Below are 14,179 nucleotides of genomic sequence, written 5' to 3'. Positions count from 1 at the left end.
TCCACCTTGCAGTACCGGATCCTGGAATACATGCGCGCCCATCTCGCCGAGCACGACCTGACCGCGGCCCGCATCGCCCGTGCGCACCACATATCAGTGCGGTACCTCTACAAGATGTTGGCGCAGTCGGGGATCACGCTCGGCGACTGGCTCCGTGCCAATCGTCTTGAACAGTGCCGCAGGGAACTGGGCCACCCCCAGGCCAGGTCGATGACCATCGAAGCCATCGCCCATCGCTGGGGCTTCACCAGCGCCTCCCACTTCAGCCGGGTCTTCAAGGAGGCGTACGGCGTGTCACCGCGCGAGTGGCGGAAGCTGGTGGAGCAGCGCGCGGTCAGTCCCAGCGGGTGACGCGTCCGGCTGACGGTCGTGCCCGGCCACATCGTCAGCCGTTCCGGCTGCGCCATTCGCTCGGGGCCAGACCGTACGCGGCCCGGAACCTGCGGGTGAAATGGCCCGGGTTCGCGAACTCCCACCTCCGGGCGACTGCTGCAGCCGTCAGATGGCCGAGCTGCGGAGAGGCGAGCATGTTCCGTGCCCCCTCCAGCCGCCCGGAGATGATCCATTGCTCCAGGCTGAGTCCCGCGCGCTGGAAGACGTCGTATAGGTGGCGCACCGATATGGCGTGCTCCCTGGCGATCAGCTCGGCGTCGAGGTTGCGGTCGCTGAGATGGCGGCGTGCGTACGCGAGCATCCGGGTCAGGAGCGTGTTGTCCATGACCTCCCGGGCGAGCGCCCCCGCCTCCTGCGAGGCCGAGACCACCAATGCCTGTACGAGCTCGATCGTGGCGTTCGCCAAAGCCGGGGCGCCTGGGTCGGCGGCGAGCCGTTCCGGATCCCGCCGCAGGGCTCGCACATGCTGCAGAACCACATCGTGCAACGGACTCGCCCTCAGCCGGAAGGTGGAGTTCCGCAGGACCTCCACCGGCAGCCCGAGACGGTCGAAGTCGATCAATATGGCCTGGGCAGCTCCTTCTCCCGACCAGCCGAACTCGCGAGGTGTCATCTCGTTGACGAGGTAGACGTCGTCCGGGCCGACGATCCCCTGCTCACCGTCGATCTCAGTGCGGCCGAGCCCTCGGCTCTGCAGCGTCACGGGGACGACCGGCCGGCTCTCCTGCCGTACATGCCGGACCATGCGGGTCAACTTGAAGCCGGTGTTGTGAGACGTGAACAGATCGAGCGCACCGATCCGTCACAGGTGCATCCGTGCCTGGATCCCGGTCTCCGGCTCCTCGTGGACGATGCGGTTCGGCACGGAGGCGTGGGTCAGGGCGTGTTGGAACGCCTCCACACGATCGGCGCGAGGCACTGTATTCGTGTCCCACAACAGCATGTCGTCCTCCCCCTACTGTTCAAAAACACTATCGACGGCCGGGAACGTGCCCTCGGTCACCACGCGACGGCCGCGCGTGCACAACCGGTGGTGTGCACGGTGGGGACAGAGCTGTGCGCGTGCAGTCATCACCTGAGACCCGTCCACCCCTAGCTTGAGTACCGGTCAACTCAGAGGGGGAAGACGACGTGGCAGCTCGTCAGGACATGACGCGGCGCCGAGCGGTGACCACTGGCGTGGCGACGATGGCCGCTACCGCACTGAGCCTTCGCGGACGCCTCCACCTGGTCCCCTGTGATCCAGCGACTGCAGCGGGCACGCTTCCCGGTCGTCGCGGTCGCCAATCCACTGCGCGGGCTGTCCGCCGATGCCGCACACCTCGCAGCTCGGCTGCAGAGCATCTCCGGGCCCAATCGTTCTCGTCGGACACTCCTACGGCGGTGCCGTGATATCAGAGGCGGGTGCGTCGAGCACGGAAGTCAAGGCGCTCGTGTACGTCGCCGCGTTCATGCCCGACGCGGGCGAGATCCTCGGGGAACTGTTGGCGAAGTTCCCCGGTTCGGAGCTCGAACCGGCACTCACCGCGGTGCCTTCACCCGCCCCCGACGGGTCCGCCGGGCTCGACCTCTTCATCGAGACCGAGAGTTTCCACCGGGTCTTCGCCGGCGACGTGCCCAAGTCCACCGCGCGCATGCTCGCTGCCGGGCAGCGGCCGCTCAGCGCCACGGCGTTCGCCGACCGGGCCACGTCCGCGGCGTGGCGCACCATCCCCTCCTGGGATCTGATCGCCACGATGGACCGTGGCATCGCCCCCGACCTCCAACGCTTCCAGGCACGGCGCGCCGGCTCCCACACCGTGGAGGTCGACAGCTCACACCTGCCGCTGCTCAGTCGCCCGGACGCGGTCGCCGACATCATCAGCGCCGCCGCCCGCGGCGTACGCGTCTGACTTCTCACCGCATCAGCTCATCTTCCCGTCGACAGAACGGACTTGCGCCATGCCGGCATCGCCCGACCTCGAACGTGTAGAGCAGATCAACGCCAACGGCGGTACCCCGGTGGTCTTCGTGCATGGCCTGTGGCTGCTGCCCAGCAGTTGGGACCGGTGGACCGCGGTCTTCGAGGAGGCCGGCTTCGCCCCGCTGACTCCCGGCTGGCCCGATGACCCCGAAACCGTCGCTGAGGCCAACGCCCACCCTGAGGTCTTCGCAGGCAAGAGTGTCGGTCAAGTCGCCGACCACTTCGCCGAGTTGATTGACAGGCTGGATCGCAAGCCTGTCGTGATCGGCCATTCCTTCGGCGGCCTCATCACCCAGATGATCGCGGGGCGGGGCCTTGCGCAAGCATCCGTGGCGATCGATCCGGCACCTTTCCGCGGGGTGCTTCCGCTGCCGGTCTCCTCCCTGCGTGCCGCGCGGCCGGTGCTCGGCAATCCGGCGAACTTCCACCGGGCCGTCCCCCTCACCTACGACCAGTTCCGGTATGCCTTCGCCAATGCGGTCAGCGAAGAAGAGGCCAAGGAGCTGTACGAGACCTTCGCGGTCCCGGCACCGGGGGAACCGCTCTTCCAGGCGGCCGTCGCGAACCTCAACCCTTGGACCGAGGTGAAGGTCGACACGCTCCATCCCGACCGTGGCCCTCTGCTGATCATCTCGGGAGAGAAGGACAACACCGTTCCCTGGGCCATCGCGAATGCCTCGTACAAGAAGCAGGCACGCAACGAGGCCGCCGTCACCGAAATCACGGAGGTGCCCGGCCGCGGCCACGCGTTGACGATCGACAGCGGCTGGCGCGAGGTCGCCGACACGGCCCTGGCCTTCGTGAAGCGCTTCACCGCCTGAGCGGGTACATCATGTGACCAGTTCCGTCTCACGAGTGGTGGGCGGCGCAGTCCACCCGCGCCGCCCTGCGCCATGCCCGCGCCCAGCCACGGAGGAGCCTCCTCTGATCGCGCTTGAACGCCTACCCCGGCATGCCCGCCCCCGAGGGCGCCACCCTCGCCGATGGCCGCGCGGTCGTCAACGACCTTCTCCTGTACTGGATCCACCACGGCCGCATCTCCGTCCGCCCCGGCATCGAGCGCTTCGACGGCAACACTGTCCACTTCAGCGACGGCACGGCCCGCGACTACGACACCATCCTGTGGGCCACCGGCTTCAACGTCCGACTCCCGTTCCTCGACGACTCCCTGTTCCGCTGGGCCGGCGGGGCACCGGTGCGCTACGCGGGCGGGACCGTGACGGAAGCCGTGGAGAAGCTCTATTTCATCGGCCTCATCGCCCCGCGCGGCCCGCAGATACCGATCTATGGCATGCAGGCCAAGCTCGTGGCCAGGATGATCGAACTGCACGAGCAGGCGGGTCCCGGGGGCGCCCAGATCGCCGGATACCTGGCATCCCTGCAAGAGCCCCAGACCGGCATCGACGTGGTCCGCGACAGCTGGCTCAAGCAGATGGCCGACACCGAACGGCTGTTGGCGGCCTACGAGATGTCCTCGGGAAACGCCACGCCCTCGCTCCAGCCGGCGTGAGGGCCGCGGCTCCGGTTATGTCTTCCGCCAGGCCACGACGGCACGACCAGGGCACATCAACACACTCACCTCACCGAACAACCCGGGTGAGCAACCCTCCGCTGTCCAACCCCTCGCCGACCACGGGTCGGCCGGTCAAACCCGTTCATGGACAAGGCGACGCCGAGTTGCCTCGATCTGGGGCAACCGCGCCTTGCCGTCGGCCAGGCTTTGAGGGACTCAGGGCTGGGACCTGCACCTGTGGAGGCATTCCGGGCTCGCGCACCTGGGCGAGCCCAGACCGAGCCTGCTGCTGTCAACGAGATCCGGTCACACGAAGCCCGAGGGCGTACATTGCCACTTCCGTCCCTCGGCAGAGGTGATTGCCAAAGTCACGGCCTGCTCGCGCCCGGCGACAGCCGACGCTGACCACACGATCGGGGCTACCAGGGGATGATTCCGTCGTCCTCGAAGAAGGAGCCGGTCGGGCCGCCGTCGGGCAACGTGGCGAGCCGGATCGCCGTGGCCGCGCCCTGCTCGGGAGTGCGGGGCCCGTAGAAGCCGTTGAAGTCGGTCGCGACCAGGCCCGGGCAGGCGGCGTTGATCAGGATGTCCGTATCGGCGAGCTGTCGGGCGTACTGCACGGTGACGGCGTTGAGGAACGACTTCGACGGCGCGTAGGCCGCCATGACAGGGCCGATCTCGATGTCCGGGTCCGCCTGCCGGGCCACGGAGCCGACGGAGCTGGAGACGTTGACGATGCGGGGCGACGTCGAGCGCCGCAGCAGCGGCAGCATCGCGTTGGTCACCCGGATGACACCGAGGACGTTGGTCTCCACGACCGTGCGCACCACGTCGAGGTCGAGCACGGTCGGGTCCTGCCCCCACCCCGGGCCCGTCGGCGGTCCCGAAATGCCGGCGTTGTTGACCAGGACGTCCAAGCGCCCGGCCTGCCGTTCGATCAGGTCCGCGGCCTCGGTGACGCTCCGGTCGCCGGTCACGTCCAGCGGCACCCCGAACGCGTCCACCCCGGCGGCGCGCAGCTTCTCGACGGCACTCCCGCGCCGTGCCTCGTCGCGCGCTCCCACGCCCACGCGGTACCCGAGGGCGCCAAGACCCGCCGCGATCTCGTACCCGATTCCCTTGTTCGCGCCGGTCACCAGCGCGATCTTCGTTTCGCTCATGCCGTTGATGCTCGCTCGCGGACCAGCGGCGCATCCAACACCGATACGGTGCTCTATCATACCCGGCAGGTATCACCGAGGTAGGTTGCGGCCATGGACACCTTGGAGACCCGCGAGCTGAGGTACTTCCTGGCCGTCGCCGAGGAACTGCACTTCGGCCGCGCCGCCGAGCGCCTCGGCATGGCCCAGCCACCGCTGTCCCGGGCGATCCAGCAGCTGGAGCGGCGCCTCGGCGTCCGCCTGTTGGAACGCAACCGCCGCGGCGTCGCCCTGACCGGCGCCGGAGAGATACTGCTGCACGAGGGCCGCGCGGCCCTCGACGCGACCGCCGCCGCCGCTCGCCGCACCCGCCGCGCCGGTGGCGCCGACACTCCGGGCGACCCCCGCAACCGCCTAGTACTGGCGGTGAAGGCCGCCGCCTCTCACGAACTGCTGCTGAAGCTCCTCGACGCCTACGCGGCCGAGCCCGACGCCGCCGAGATCGAGGTGCTGCCGAGCGGCACGTGTGAGCAGGAGGAGATGCTGCGTGACGGCCGCGCCGATGTGGCGCTCATGCACGCGCCCTACAACTCCCTCGCCGGGTTCGACAGCGAGGAACTGCTGTCCGAGGGGCAGATCGCCATCCTGCCCGCCGGACACCCCCTCGCCGCGCACAGGACTCTGTCCCTGGCCGACATCACCGACCTCCCCGATCTTCCGCTGGCCCGCTGGCCCCGCCACGGCACGTACCCACCCGGCCCGGGCCCCGAGGTCCGCGACCAGACGCAGCTGGCCCAGCTGATCGCCCTCGGCCGCACGATGGCCGTCTTCCCCGACTCCGCCCGCGCCTGGCTGTGGGCCGAGCACGCCGCCGTCCCCCTGACCGACGCACCCCCCGTCGTCACACACATCGCCTGGCCCGCGCACAGCCGCTCCCTCGCCCTCGCCAGGCTGATCCGCACGGCCACACAGCTATGACCGTTCCTAGTCAGTGAGCAGGAGTGAGTCTTGGACCCAAACCTGGTCACTGCGGACACCCGAACGGTTTTGGGTGTCCTGGTCGCCCGCGTTCGCTCCGCGTCCGGTGGCACGCATCGTGTGCGTGGTCCGGGAATGCGGGGGCGGGTTTCCTCCCGCCCTCGGTCACCGTGTCCGGCCTGGGCGGTCCGATGCCCACGACGATCGCTCTGGTCGTCGTGGGGCGGTGCCGTCCGTCGCCGAATACGGTGCCCGAGGGCGCGTCGTCCGATCGCGACGCTCGCCGCGTCGTGTCGGCTGGTCTTGCGGTTCTTCGAGGCCAGGGGCTTCTGCCAGTGCTCAGCGCCCCAGCGGGAGGTGTACGCCGGGTCCACGGCGACGAGGGTGATTGAGAGTTCGGCTGCCATGGACACGAGCCGGGCTCGCAGTTTGGCCCCGGGCATGCCGGAGATGAGCTTGCGGAACCTTTTGCGCCGTCCGTGCTTCTCCCGGGTCTTCTCCGAGCCGAAGTCGAGGTCTTCTACCGCGATCGGCACGCCGTACCGCTTGGCCCAGTGCAGCAGGCGGGTGAGGGCGTGCCGGACCTGAGCGTCCCGGTGCCGGGCGTTGCCGGACAGGTCGTAGAAGAAGCGGCGGGGCTCGCCGCACGGGTTGCCGCGGGCGTCGAGCCGCCACGCGGCGAGGTGATCAGCGTTGGTGTCGACGCCGATCAGGCCGCCGGTGCGGGCCTGAGTGAGGGGCACGGTCTGAACTGGCGGGATCGTCCACGACGCGGTCAGGTACCAGCGTCCGCGCTCCACGTCCAGGTGGATGCGGTAGGCAACGGCACGGTTCGCGGCCACGCGGTCGGCCCACTGATCGCCCCGGTGGTGGAACTGCACGGTGCCGATGAGGACGTATCGGCCGTGCCTCGCGTTGGCCAGGTGTGCGAGCGGCGCCGGCAGCTTGATGCTGACCTGACCGTCCGGGGTGACGCGGATCGTTTCGTTGCCGAAGCGTTTGCCGGACTCGCCGTCAGCGGCGAGGAACCAGCGCTCGGCTTCCCAATGCCGACGCCACGCGTCCTCGGTGAGCTGCGCGGCGTCGAGGTTATGCCGGTTGCGGGCCAGCTTCTTCCCGCCGCGTGCGACGTGGACACGTCCCGTTTCGCGGTCGGCCCGCTCACGCTCCAGCCGGTCTTCCAGCAGATGCAGGCGCCGTGTCTTGACGAACCACTCCTGTTTCGTGCGGTATCCGCCCGGCGCCCGCTTCGTGCCTTTCTGCCCGACCGGCAGCGACAGGCGGTGCGCGACCGTGCGGATACCGGCCTCCAGGCCCTGGATGTGCGCCAACTGGGACCTGCGGGACAGCGCCCACTGATCGTGCGTGGCCTTCGTGATGCTCCCCGCCCAACGCGAGGAAGACTCCTCAGTCAGCTCCCGCTTACGGGCCGCCCACGTCTTGGTGGAGTGCTCCAGCCCATCAGCACACCTGCGCTTGAGGTCCTTCGACGCCAGCGAGCCGAGATGCACGCCCACGGCCCGCAGTACCTTGTCATCGTCGGCCGTCAGGCCCTTGAGCCGGGTGCGGATCGCTACGCCGGACGGGCCGAGGGCGACGAACGGCGGATCAATCGGCCGCAAAGGCCTGCGCTGGTCATCCATGCTCGGCGGCCTGAAGCGCCTTGTGGGCACGGCTCTTCGCCGAGCGGCGACCGTACAGGCGGGCACAGAACGACGTCAGAACCTCCACCATGTCCCGTACCAAGTCGTCCTCGACCTCACCGTCGTCCAGCACCACCAGGCGGCGGCCGGTCGCAGACAGGGCCGCTTCGACCAACTCGACGTTCATCCGCCCGAGCCGGTCTTTATGCTCCACCACCACCGTGGTCACCGCAGGATCGGCGAGCAGCCGCTTCGCCTTCGACCGGCAACCGTTCATCCCGGAGCCGGTCTCAGACTCCACGCGCACCACACGGCCGCCCGTGGTGGCTGCCCAACGGGCCAGCCGCGCCACCTGGCGTTCCAGGTCTTCCTCCTGGTCGTGGGAGGACACGCGGGCATACAGGCCCAGACCGCCCACGACTTCCGCGGCCGCGCTGGCGTCGATGTTCACGAGGATCGTGCGCGGCCCGACCCGCTGAGCCGGTACCGGCAACGTCCCCTCACGGAACCAGCGATACGCGGTCTGCGGATGCACGCCCTGCGTCCTCGCCCACTCCGTCAAATTCACGCTCTGACAACGACACTCACTCATTCATGGTTACGCTCACCTACCCGACTTCGACGGCCAGCAGTTGAAGACCCCTCTCTTATCTCCCTGGTCGCCATCACCCTGACGACACACCGCCAGCCTCCCCCCAGCGACACCCGCCCACAGGCCGAGCGGCTCCGCGAAGCCGTCACGACCCCGTCCGGAGAGAGACGACTCCCGGAGCCTCTTCCGGGGCGCCGATGATGCCGTACGGCACTGCCGCATCACTCGTCGTCGGTGGCGTCTCTGTCGACTGAGTGACGTGGTGTCCGCCGAGGACGCCGAGGACATCGAGTCGGCACTGCGCCAGGTCCTGGAAGCGGGCGCACCGGTGATCCTCAGCGAGCAGTGGCTGCGTCTGCGGGAGGACCCCACACGGCAGTGGGGCCTGTCGCTGTCCGCCTTCCGGCTGGAGGACCCTCGGGGGCGCCCCACGGGTGTCGCGGTGGTGTTCATGGACACGACCGAGCAGTTGCGGGCTCGACGGCGCCTGAACCTGGCCCAGGAGGCGGCCGCCCGCTTCGGGAGCTCCCTCGACGTCAGACGCACCGCAAAGGATCTGGCGGACCTGCTCGTGCCCGCCCTCGGAGATCTCGCGGGAGTGGAGCTCGCGCAGGCCGTGTTCGACGGCGCCGACCCGCCGAGGGGGCTGGGAGGCGATCTTCATCTGCGGCACGCCGCGGTGGCCCCGGCCTCCGGAGGGCCGGTGGCCGGCATCGACCCGGGTGACCCGATTCCCCCCGTCCCCGACTCCCCGCTGCTGCGTAACCTCCAGCAGGGCAGGACTGTCGTTGTCGGCCGTGACGAGCTCATCGCCAGGCTCGGCGATCCGCAGCTGGCCGAGCGCCTCCTCCCGAAGTCCTTCCATTCGGTGATGCTGGCACCGCTGTGGGCCCGCGGCTTCCTGCTCGGCGACGTGACGGTCTGGCACATCGACCGGCCCGATCCGTTCACCCGGGAAGACGCGGACCTCCTGACCGAGATCGCTTCACGGGCCGCTCTCGCCATCGACAACGCCCGCCGCTACACACGGGAGCACCGCGCGGCTGTCGCCCTGCAGCAACGGCTGCTCCCTCCGGACCGACACCGCGGCCGCCGAGACCGCCGGCGCCTACCTTCCGGCGGGCGACGGTGCGGAGATCGGCGGCGACTGGTACGACGTGCTGTCCCTGCCCTCCCGTGCCCAGGGACGGGCCGAGGATCAGGGGCGGAGCGTCCACCGGTCCGACGACGTGGTGGTGCAGCAGGAGGGCGGTGGACACGGCGGCTCCCGGAGGCAATAGGCCCTGGCGAAGTTGGAGGTCACCGTGCAGACGGATTGCGCTGGCCGAGCAGCCAGCCACGCCTCCCCCGCTCGACCAGTCGATTCAACTTCCCCCGCATGCCCTCGACATGCTTCGGCAGCACCCCTGTGTCCAACGCCGTACACACCGACCGCCCGCAGCCCCGACCCCCCTGTCGTCCTCACCACCTCGACGATCTGCTGGTACAACTCCGGCAGCACCACATCATCCGATGGCTGACGGAGGTGGTGCCGGGGGTGTTCGTCTGGGCTGGGGCGGCAGGCGCGTCGGGATCTGTCAGCGGCTGATTTCCAGGCGGGTCAGCACAAGCAGGGCTCGCAGCAGAGTCGTCGCGTGAGCGGCGTTGGCCAGGACCGGGCTCATGAGGCAGACCCTCGTCTGCATCGGTCACAGAGCCGGCCTGACAATACCTCTGCCCGTTCCCCCACAAGCCACCACTCGACACGGACGGTTCCCGACATCACTTTGGCGGGATGCTCTCTCGCTGCGCAGCGGCTTCGACGGGCACACACGGGCCCCTCACCTGATGCGACGTCAACTTGAAGCGGTGCACCACGGACAAATTTTCCTGCATGAATGACAAAGTCCGTAGCCCACGACGACTCTAAGCTCCATGGTCGAGGCCGTCGCTCTTGAGGTGGCAGTGAAACTCCTGCCAATTGACGCGTGGAGTGGCAGTGCTCACCAAGGAAAGACGTACCGAGTTGAGGAAAAAATCCACACTCATGACTCTCCGCACGACACGTACCCGCCTGGGTGCCGCCTCCCTCGCCATGGCCTCCCTCGCCGTCGGCGCTGTGACCGTGAGCGCCTCGCCCGCCTCTGCCGTCAGCATGCACGGCTGCTCGTACCCGCCCGTGCGGCTATGAACGACTTCCCTGGCCCCATCGGAACGAGCCCTGTGGCCTCTGGGGCTTGATCGGAAGATGAGTGTCCGTCAGAAGTGGCCCCCGGGGGCGGTCTTGTGGCCGGGCCGGGGATGATCGTGGTCCTCGCCGTAGATCCGGCCGCGCAGCAGTTCCTCGTCCCTGTCCATGGCTCCGGCCTCCCAGCCACCACCGACAGCCGGGGCCGTGCCAGGCGTCCGGGCCGGGCTACGACGGTGCTCCCCCGCCCGCCACGTCCCAGCCTTCCAAGAAGGTGGCGAGGGTACGGCGTTGCTCTCACAGCGCGACCTGGTTCCGGCCGTCGGCCGCCGGAGCCAGCTTGTACAGGACCGCAATGATCATGAAGCCCCTGCCTGTGCCTCTGCCCACCCCAGCCGGCAACTATCCGAACTGACCACACCACCACGGAACTTGCAGTCGCCCCGGCCACGCCCGGGACACCGGCTGCGCCACGGTCCCATGGAACCCATCCGACCCAACCAGGCGTCGGTAAGGAATCGGCACACGAGTCGGCTGTCGTCACACAGCCGCCTCAGCAACCACAGAGATGAATCGGGGAACTGTGCGCATCACCGCAACAACACGAAGGGTCAGAAGGAACCTGGCGGCCTTCGCCGTTACCGCCGCTCTCGTCGGCGCCGGGACCGTCGCCGGCGCCTCCAGCGCCTCGGCCGCCACCACCTGGCAGGCGATGGACAAGGTCTGCAAGTCGTACACCGACGTCGACGGTGTCACTGCGATGGGGCAGATCTGCGCCGAGGTGCAGAAGCGCGTCACCGACACCGGCTCGGTCACCGGCTGGCGGGGAAGGGTGATCCTCTCCCCCGTCAACGGCTACGGGATGAAGCCGACCACCTATCACTGGTACACCGGCGAGCCTCTCGCCCAGGTCTGCACGGGCGGCTGCACCATGAAGACCGCCGCGTGGACCTCCGCCTGGTCCCCAGTCCAGACCCTCGACTCCGGGCCGTACAAAGTACAGGGCCAGTTCAGCAACGGCAGTGGTTGGGACCTCCACGCCTCCTGGGGCAGGTGGCAGACGGCGGCCGAGAAGTGCGCCACATACGCGGCCGGCAAGGTGTGCGTGCGGTACCAGGTACGCCACTACCGCGACATCCCCCAGGAGCGCAGCCGCCTCACCTACACGCCAGCCAGCGGCGGCTACATCATCCCGCAGTCGATCAAGATCGGATCCATCATCGACGGCGTCAGCACGTCCAAGACCCTCAACCTCTGCGACCCGTCGTGCACCAAGCGGACGAGCTCCTACTCCGCGACGGTGACCCGGACCACACCCAACCCCGCCGGCACCAACGAGTACTACGCAACCGCCACCTTCAAACGGCCCACCGGCACGACGTCGAGCCTGAAGGCAGCAATCGCCGGCTGACCCCGGCACAGCCGCTCACCACGATGGCCCGGTCCCCCGCGGACCGGGCCATCGTGGTGAGCGCGCAGCATGGCGATTTTGCTGTGGACCTCACCCGCCCTGTCCGCAGCCATACACGACGGACGTAAGAGCCGCCCTCGAGTCGAGCACGGCATCATCGACGCACTTGACGGGACTGGCATCCCCTGCTGGGCCGACAATGGATACCGCGGAGTCGGCGGCCCGGGTCCGCGTCCCCTGCTGGGGCCGATGGGAGACCCTGTCCACAGGACGGCAGGCGGTCAACCGTTCCCACGCGAAGGTCCGTGCCCTCGTCGAACAGGCCGTCGCCTCCCTCAAGTCCTGGCGGCTCCTACGCGGGCACCCTTGTCAGGCCAGACCGCCGTCGGCCGGCCACCCTCCCTCGATGGCTGGGCCGCTGCCCGCCGGGACATGCGCGGCCACCAGCGCCGCGGCCTCACGAGCACTGAGGCCGCTACCGAGCAGACGTTGCGATGTCTGCCGTGAGTACGGCGTGACCACGTTCCACAGCCCATCTACCGTCGGAACCACCCGCGGAACCTCCTCGTGGAACGGATCCGCGGTACTGCTCAGCAGGCTGAACTGGCCGTGCGACGGCCACGGGAAAAACACCCGCAGGGCCGGCTGCGCATACAGAGCCTCGGCCAGTTCGGCATCACCCAGCCTGATCAGGGGCGAACGCTCCAACGTCAGCCGCCACGCAGTCGACACCACCCTGAGGAAGGCTTTCGTCCCGGCGTCGCATGGCCGAACGTCGGGTCAGCGCGGTGTGACCACCACCGTCACCTCGGCGCCCGGGCGGGCGGGGACGCGGGCGGTGGCCGCGCGGTCGGCCGGCAGGACGGGGGTGGGTGTTGCAGCGGGCCCCGTGATGGAGATGCGCCAGCCGCCGGGATGGGCCGGTACGCGGATCTCGGTGACGCCGTGGCCGGCGCGGTAGAGGAGGCGGTAGGTGCTGGTCTCGGGGGTGTGGCTCTCGGCGGTGACCGTGCCTGCGACGGCTGCGGCGTAAGGGGCGGCGGTGCGGTCCTTGTTGGGCCGCAGTGCACCCGTGTCGTCCAGGGCGCAGTAGCCGCCGCCGTAGCACCAGACGTAACCCGCCCATCCGGAGGTGTAGCGGCCCAGGGAGACGAGCGTGTCGCGGTAGAAGCGGCCCGTGTTGGGCAGCTCGTTGTTGAGCGGCCCCCACTCCCCCACGACCACGGGCACGCCGTACTGCCGGGGGTAGACGGTGACGGCCGCCTCGTAGGCCTCGATCCAGCCCGCCGCCGGGTCGTAGTCGGCTCCGGCCTCCATCGCCGTGTTGTAGAGGTGCGGGGCGTACACCGACTTCGGGTCGTCGATGCGGCCGAGCGCGGTCGGCACACCCTCGCCCACGATCGGGGTGGGCTCGAAGAAGATCCAGGAGTCCTGGTCGACGGACCGGACCGCATCGGCCAGCCGGTTGTACATGGGGGTGATCTGCTCGGCCTCGATCCGGGCGGCCGCAGTCAACAGGTCCTCGCCTGGGCGCAGTTCACCCATGGGTTCGTTGATCAGGTCGTAGCCGAGCAGGGCCGGGTGGTGGGCGAACCGCCCGGCCAGGACCCGCCACATGTCGGCCTGCGCGCGCTGCAGGTCGGCGTCCTCGTAGAGGTGCGTGAACGCCCGCTGCACGGCAGGCTCGAAGTACTCGGAGAACCAGTCCTCGGGGTGCGGGGTGAACGGCAGCCCATCCGTCCTGGTCGCCCAGGCGGGGATGCCGCGGTGGCTGAAGGCAGGTCCGAACACGTCCTGATGGGCGTCAATCAGCACCATTACGCGGTACTTGTGCGCCCAGTCCAGAATGCGTTCGATCCGGCGCAGATAGTTCTCGCTGTACCTGCCGGGCTCGGGCTCCAGGTCGTCCCAGAACACCAGCAGCCGGGCGAAGTTGAAGCCGTTGCGGTGCAGGTCTTTGAAGTGCCGCTCGGTGATCGCGGAGAGCGCCTGCTCCCCGCGGTGCACCTTGTCCTCGACGTTCCAGCCGCGCAGGGTCAGCACCCGGCCACGGTCGTCGGTGATCCGGGGGATGTCCGCGGTGAGCGGTGCGCCGACGGTCCCCATGGCCTTGCCGGCACCGGGTGAGGTCTTTGCCTGGGCGGCGGTACCGGCTCCGAGCAGGGCACAGCAGACGAGCGCGGCAAACAGACGTCGGTACACAGGCGGACCTCCGGCAGGGTCGGATCGGCTGGTGCCGGAGATCTCATCAGCAGAACTGACGGTCCATCAAGAGCCGTGACAGGAGCGGTGGTGCCCGGTGCGGTGCTGAGCCCTCTCGCTTCACAACAGAAGGCCTACCGCGACGGCCCCGAAGGCGCACGTGACCGCACCGCTCGTG

General features: G+C 69.0%; 14 protein-coding genes and 2 pseudogenes. 9 read left to right on the top strand and 7 right to left on the bottom strand.

Annotation, left to right across the window (positions count from 1 at the left end):
* The first annotated feature begins 30 nt into the window (after nt 1–30).
* Nucleotides 31–351, top strand: a complete 321-nt coding sequence (locus OHT76_RS42650; protein WP_328876245.1) for a helix-turn-helix transcriptional regulator — start codon at nt 31–33, stop codon at nt 349–351.
* A gap of 34 nt (nt 352–385) precedes the next feature.
* Here the strand turns inward: OHT76_RS42650 and OHT76_RS42645 are convergent, their stop codons facing one another.
* Complete coding sequence (locus tag OHT76_RS42645; RefSeq protein WP_328876244.1) at nt 386–1,138, bottom strand: AraC family transcriptional regulator; 753 nt, start codon at nt 1,136–1,138, stop codon at nt 386–388.
* 57 nt (nt 1,139–1,195) lie between these two features.
* Entirely contained in the window at nt 1,196–1,336 is a 141-nt protein-coding gene (locus OHT76_RS42640; protein ID WP_328876243.1) for a hypothetical protein, read from the bottom strand.
* Between the two features lie 445 nt (nt 1,337–1,781).
* Here OHT76_RS42640 and OHT76_RS42635 point away from each other — a divergent pair, with 445 nt between their 5' ends.
* The 3 genes from OHT76_RS42635 (at nt 1,782) to OHT76_RS42625 (ending at nt 3,866) form a co-directional block, all read left to right on the top strand.
* Nucleotides 1,782–2,285, top strand: a complete 504-nt coding sequence (locus OHT76_RS42635) for an alpha/beta hydrolase (RefSeq protein WP_328876242.1) — start codon at nt 1,782–1,784, stop codon at nt 2,283–2,285.
* Between the two features lie 49 nt (nt 2,286–2,334).
* On the top strand, nt 2,335–3,177 hold the full coding sequence (locus OHT76_RS42630) for an alpha/beta hydrolase (protein ID WP_328876241.1): 843 nt from the start codon (nt 2,335–2,337) through the stop codon (nt 3,175–3,177).
* Nucleotides 3,178–3,290: 113 nt separating this feature from the next.
* The gene (locus OHT76_RS42625; RefSeq protein ID WP_328876240.1) at nt 3,291–3,866 is read left to right on the top strand and encodes a hypothetical protein; all 576 of its coding nucleotides are present in this window, start codon (nt 3,291–3,293) and stop codon (nt 3,864–3,866) included.
* Between the two features lie 422 nt (nt 3,867–4,288).
* Here OHT76_RS42625 and OHT76_RS42620 read toward each other — a convergent pair whose 3' ends face one another.
* Nucleotides 4,289–5,029: an SDR family oxidoreductase gene (locus OHT76_RS42620; protein ID WP_328876239.1), complete on the bottom strand. Its 741-nt coding sequence runs from the start codon at nt 5,027–5,029 to the stop codon at nt 4,289–4,291.
* Between the two features lie 93 nt (nt 5,030–5,122).
* Between OHT76_RS42620 and OHT76_RS42615 the strand changes: the two genes are divergently transcribed.
* Nucleotides 5,123–5,986 (top strand): LysR family transcriptional regulator, encoded by an 864-nt coding sequence (locus OHT76_RS42615; protein WP_328876238.1) that lies wholly within the window; start codon nt 5,123–5,125, stop codon nt 5,984–5,986.
* Between the two features lie 6 nt (nt 5,987–5,992).
* On the opposite strand, the pseudogene OHT76_RS42610 reads toward OHT76_RS42615, so the two are convergent.
* Together OHT76_RS42610 and OHT76_RS42605 are read right to left on the bottom strand one after the other, a co-directional pair.
* Nucleotides 5,993–7,629: pseudogene (locus OHT76_RS42610) on the bottom strand (IS200/IS605 family accessory protein TnpB-related protein).
* On the bottom strand, nt 7,622–8,197 hold the full coding sequence (locus tag OHT76_RS42605; protein WP_328876237.1) for an IS607 family transposase: 576 nt from the start codon (nt 8,195–8,197) through the stop codon (nt 7,622–7,624). Before OHT76_RS42605 ends, OHT76_RS42610 begins: the two are co-directional and overlap by 8 nt.
* A gap of 283 nt (nt 8,198–8,480) precedes the next feature.
* Between OHT76_RS42605 and OHT76_RS42600 the strand changes: the two genes are divergently transcribed.
* The 4 genes and pseudogenes from OHT76_RS42600 to OHT76_RS42585 form a co-directional block, all read left to right on the top strand.
* Nucleotides 8,481–9,809: a GAF domain-containing protein gene (locus tag OHT76_RS42600; RefSeq protein WP_328876236.1), complete on the top strand. Its 1,329-nt coding sequence runs from the start codon at nt 8,481–8,483 to the stop codon at nt 9,807–9,809.
* Nucleotides 9,810–10,247: 438 nt separating this feature from the next.
* Complete coding sequence (locus OHT76_RS42595; protein ID WP_328876235.1) at nt 10,248–10,391, top strand: hypothetical protein; 144 nt, start codon at nt 10,248–10,250, stop codon at nt 10,389–10,391.
* Nucleotides 10,392–10,971: 580 nt separating this feature from the next.
* Nucleotides 10,972–11,799: a hypothetical protein gene (locus OHT76_RS42590; RefSeq protein ID WP_328876234.1), complete on the top strand. Its 828-nt coding sequence runs from the start codon at nt 10,972–10,974 to the stop codon at nt 11,797–11,799.
* Nucleotides 11,800–11,877: 78 nt separating this feature from the next.
* Nucleotides 11,878–12,169: pseudogene (locus OHT76_RS42585) on the top strand (transposase family protein); the annotation flags it as partial.
* Here OHT76_RS42585 and OHT76_RS42580 read toward each other — a convergent pair.
* On the bottom strand, nt 12,169–12,531 hold the full coding sequence (locus tag OHT76_RS42580) for a DUF6193 family natural product biosynthesis protein (RefSeq protein ID WP_328876233.1): 363 nt from the start codon (nt 12,529–12,531) through the stop codon (nt 12,169–12,171). The pseudogene OHT76_RS42585 and the gene OHT76_RS42580 overlap by 1 nt on opposite strands.
* Nucleotides 12,532–12,579: 48 nt before the next feature.
* Entirely contained in the window at nt 12,580–14,001 is a 1,422-nt protein-coding gene (locus tag OHT76_RS42575; protein WP_328876232.1) for a glycoside hydrolase family 5 protein, read from the bottom strand.
* Nucleotides 14,002–14,179: the final 178 nt, after the last annotated feature.

This window comes from Streptomyces sp. NBC_00287 (genome assembly GCF_036173105.1).
Taxonomy (GTDB): domain Bacteria; phylum Actinomycetota; class Actinomycetes; order Streptomycetales; family Streptomycetaceae; genus Streptomyces.
The sequence above is the reverse complement of the archived record's forward strand: the minus strand, read 5'-3'. Positions and strand labels throughout refer to the sequence as shown.

Bases quoted from the DNA above. Each gene is read 5' to 3' on its own strand.
- OHT76_RS42650 (WP_328876245.1), top strand. From the start codon at position 31: ATGCGCGCCCATCTCGCCGAGCACGACCTGACCGCGGCCCGCATCGCC.
- OHT76_RS42630 (WP_328876241.1), top strand. From the start codon at position 2,335: ATGCCGGCATCGCCCGACCTCGAACGTGTAGAGCAGATCAACGCCAAC.
- OHT76_RS42595 (WP_328876235.1), top strand. From the start codon at position 10,248: ATGACTCTCCGCACGACACGTACCCGCCTGGGTGCCGCCTCCCTCGCC.
- OHT76_RS42645 (WP_328876244.1), bottom strand. From the start codon at position 1,138: ATGGTCCGGCATGTACGGCAGGAGAGCCGGCCGGTCGTCCCCGTGACG.
- OHT76_RS42615 (WP_328876238.1), top strand. From the start codon at position 5,123: ATGGACACCTTGGAGACCCGCGAGCTGAGGTACTTCCTGGCCGTCGCC.
- OHT76_RS42620 (WP_328876239.1), bottom strand. From the start codon at position 5,029: ATGAGCGAAACGAAGATCGCGCTGGTGACCGGCGCGAACAAGGGAATC.
- OHT76_RS42640 (WP_328876243.1), bottom strand. From the start codon at position 1,336: ATGCTGTTGTGGGACACGAATACAGTGCCTCGCGCCGATCGTGTGGAG.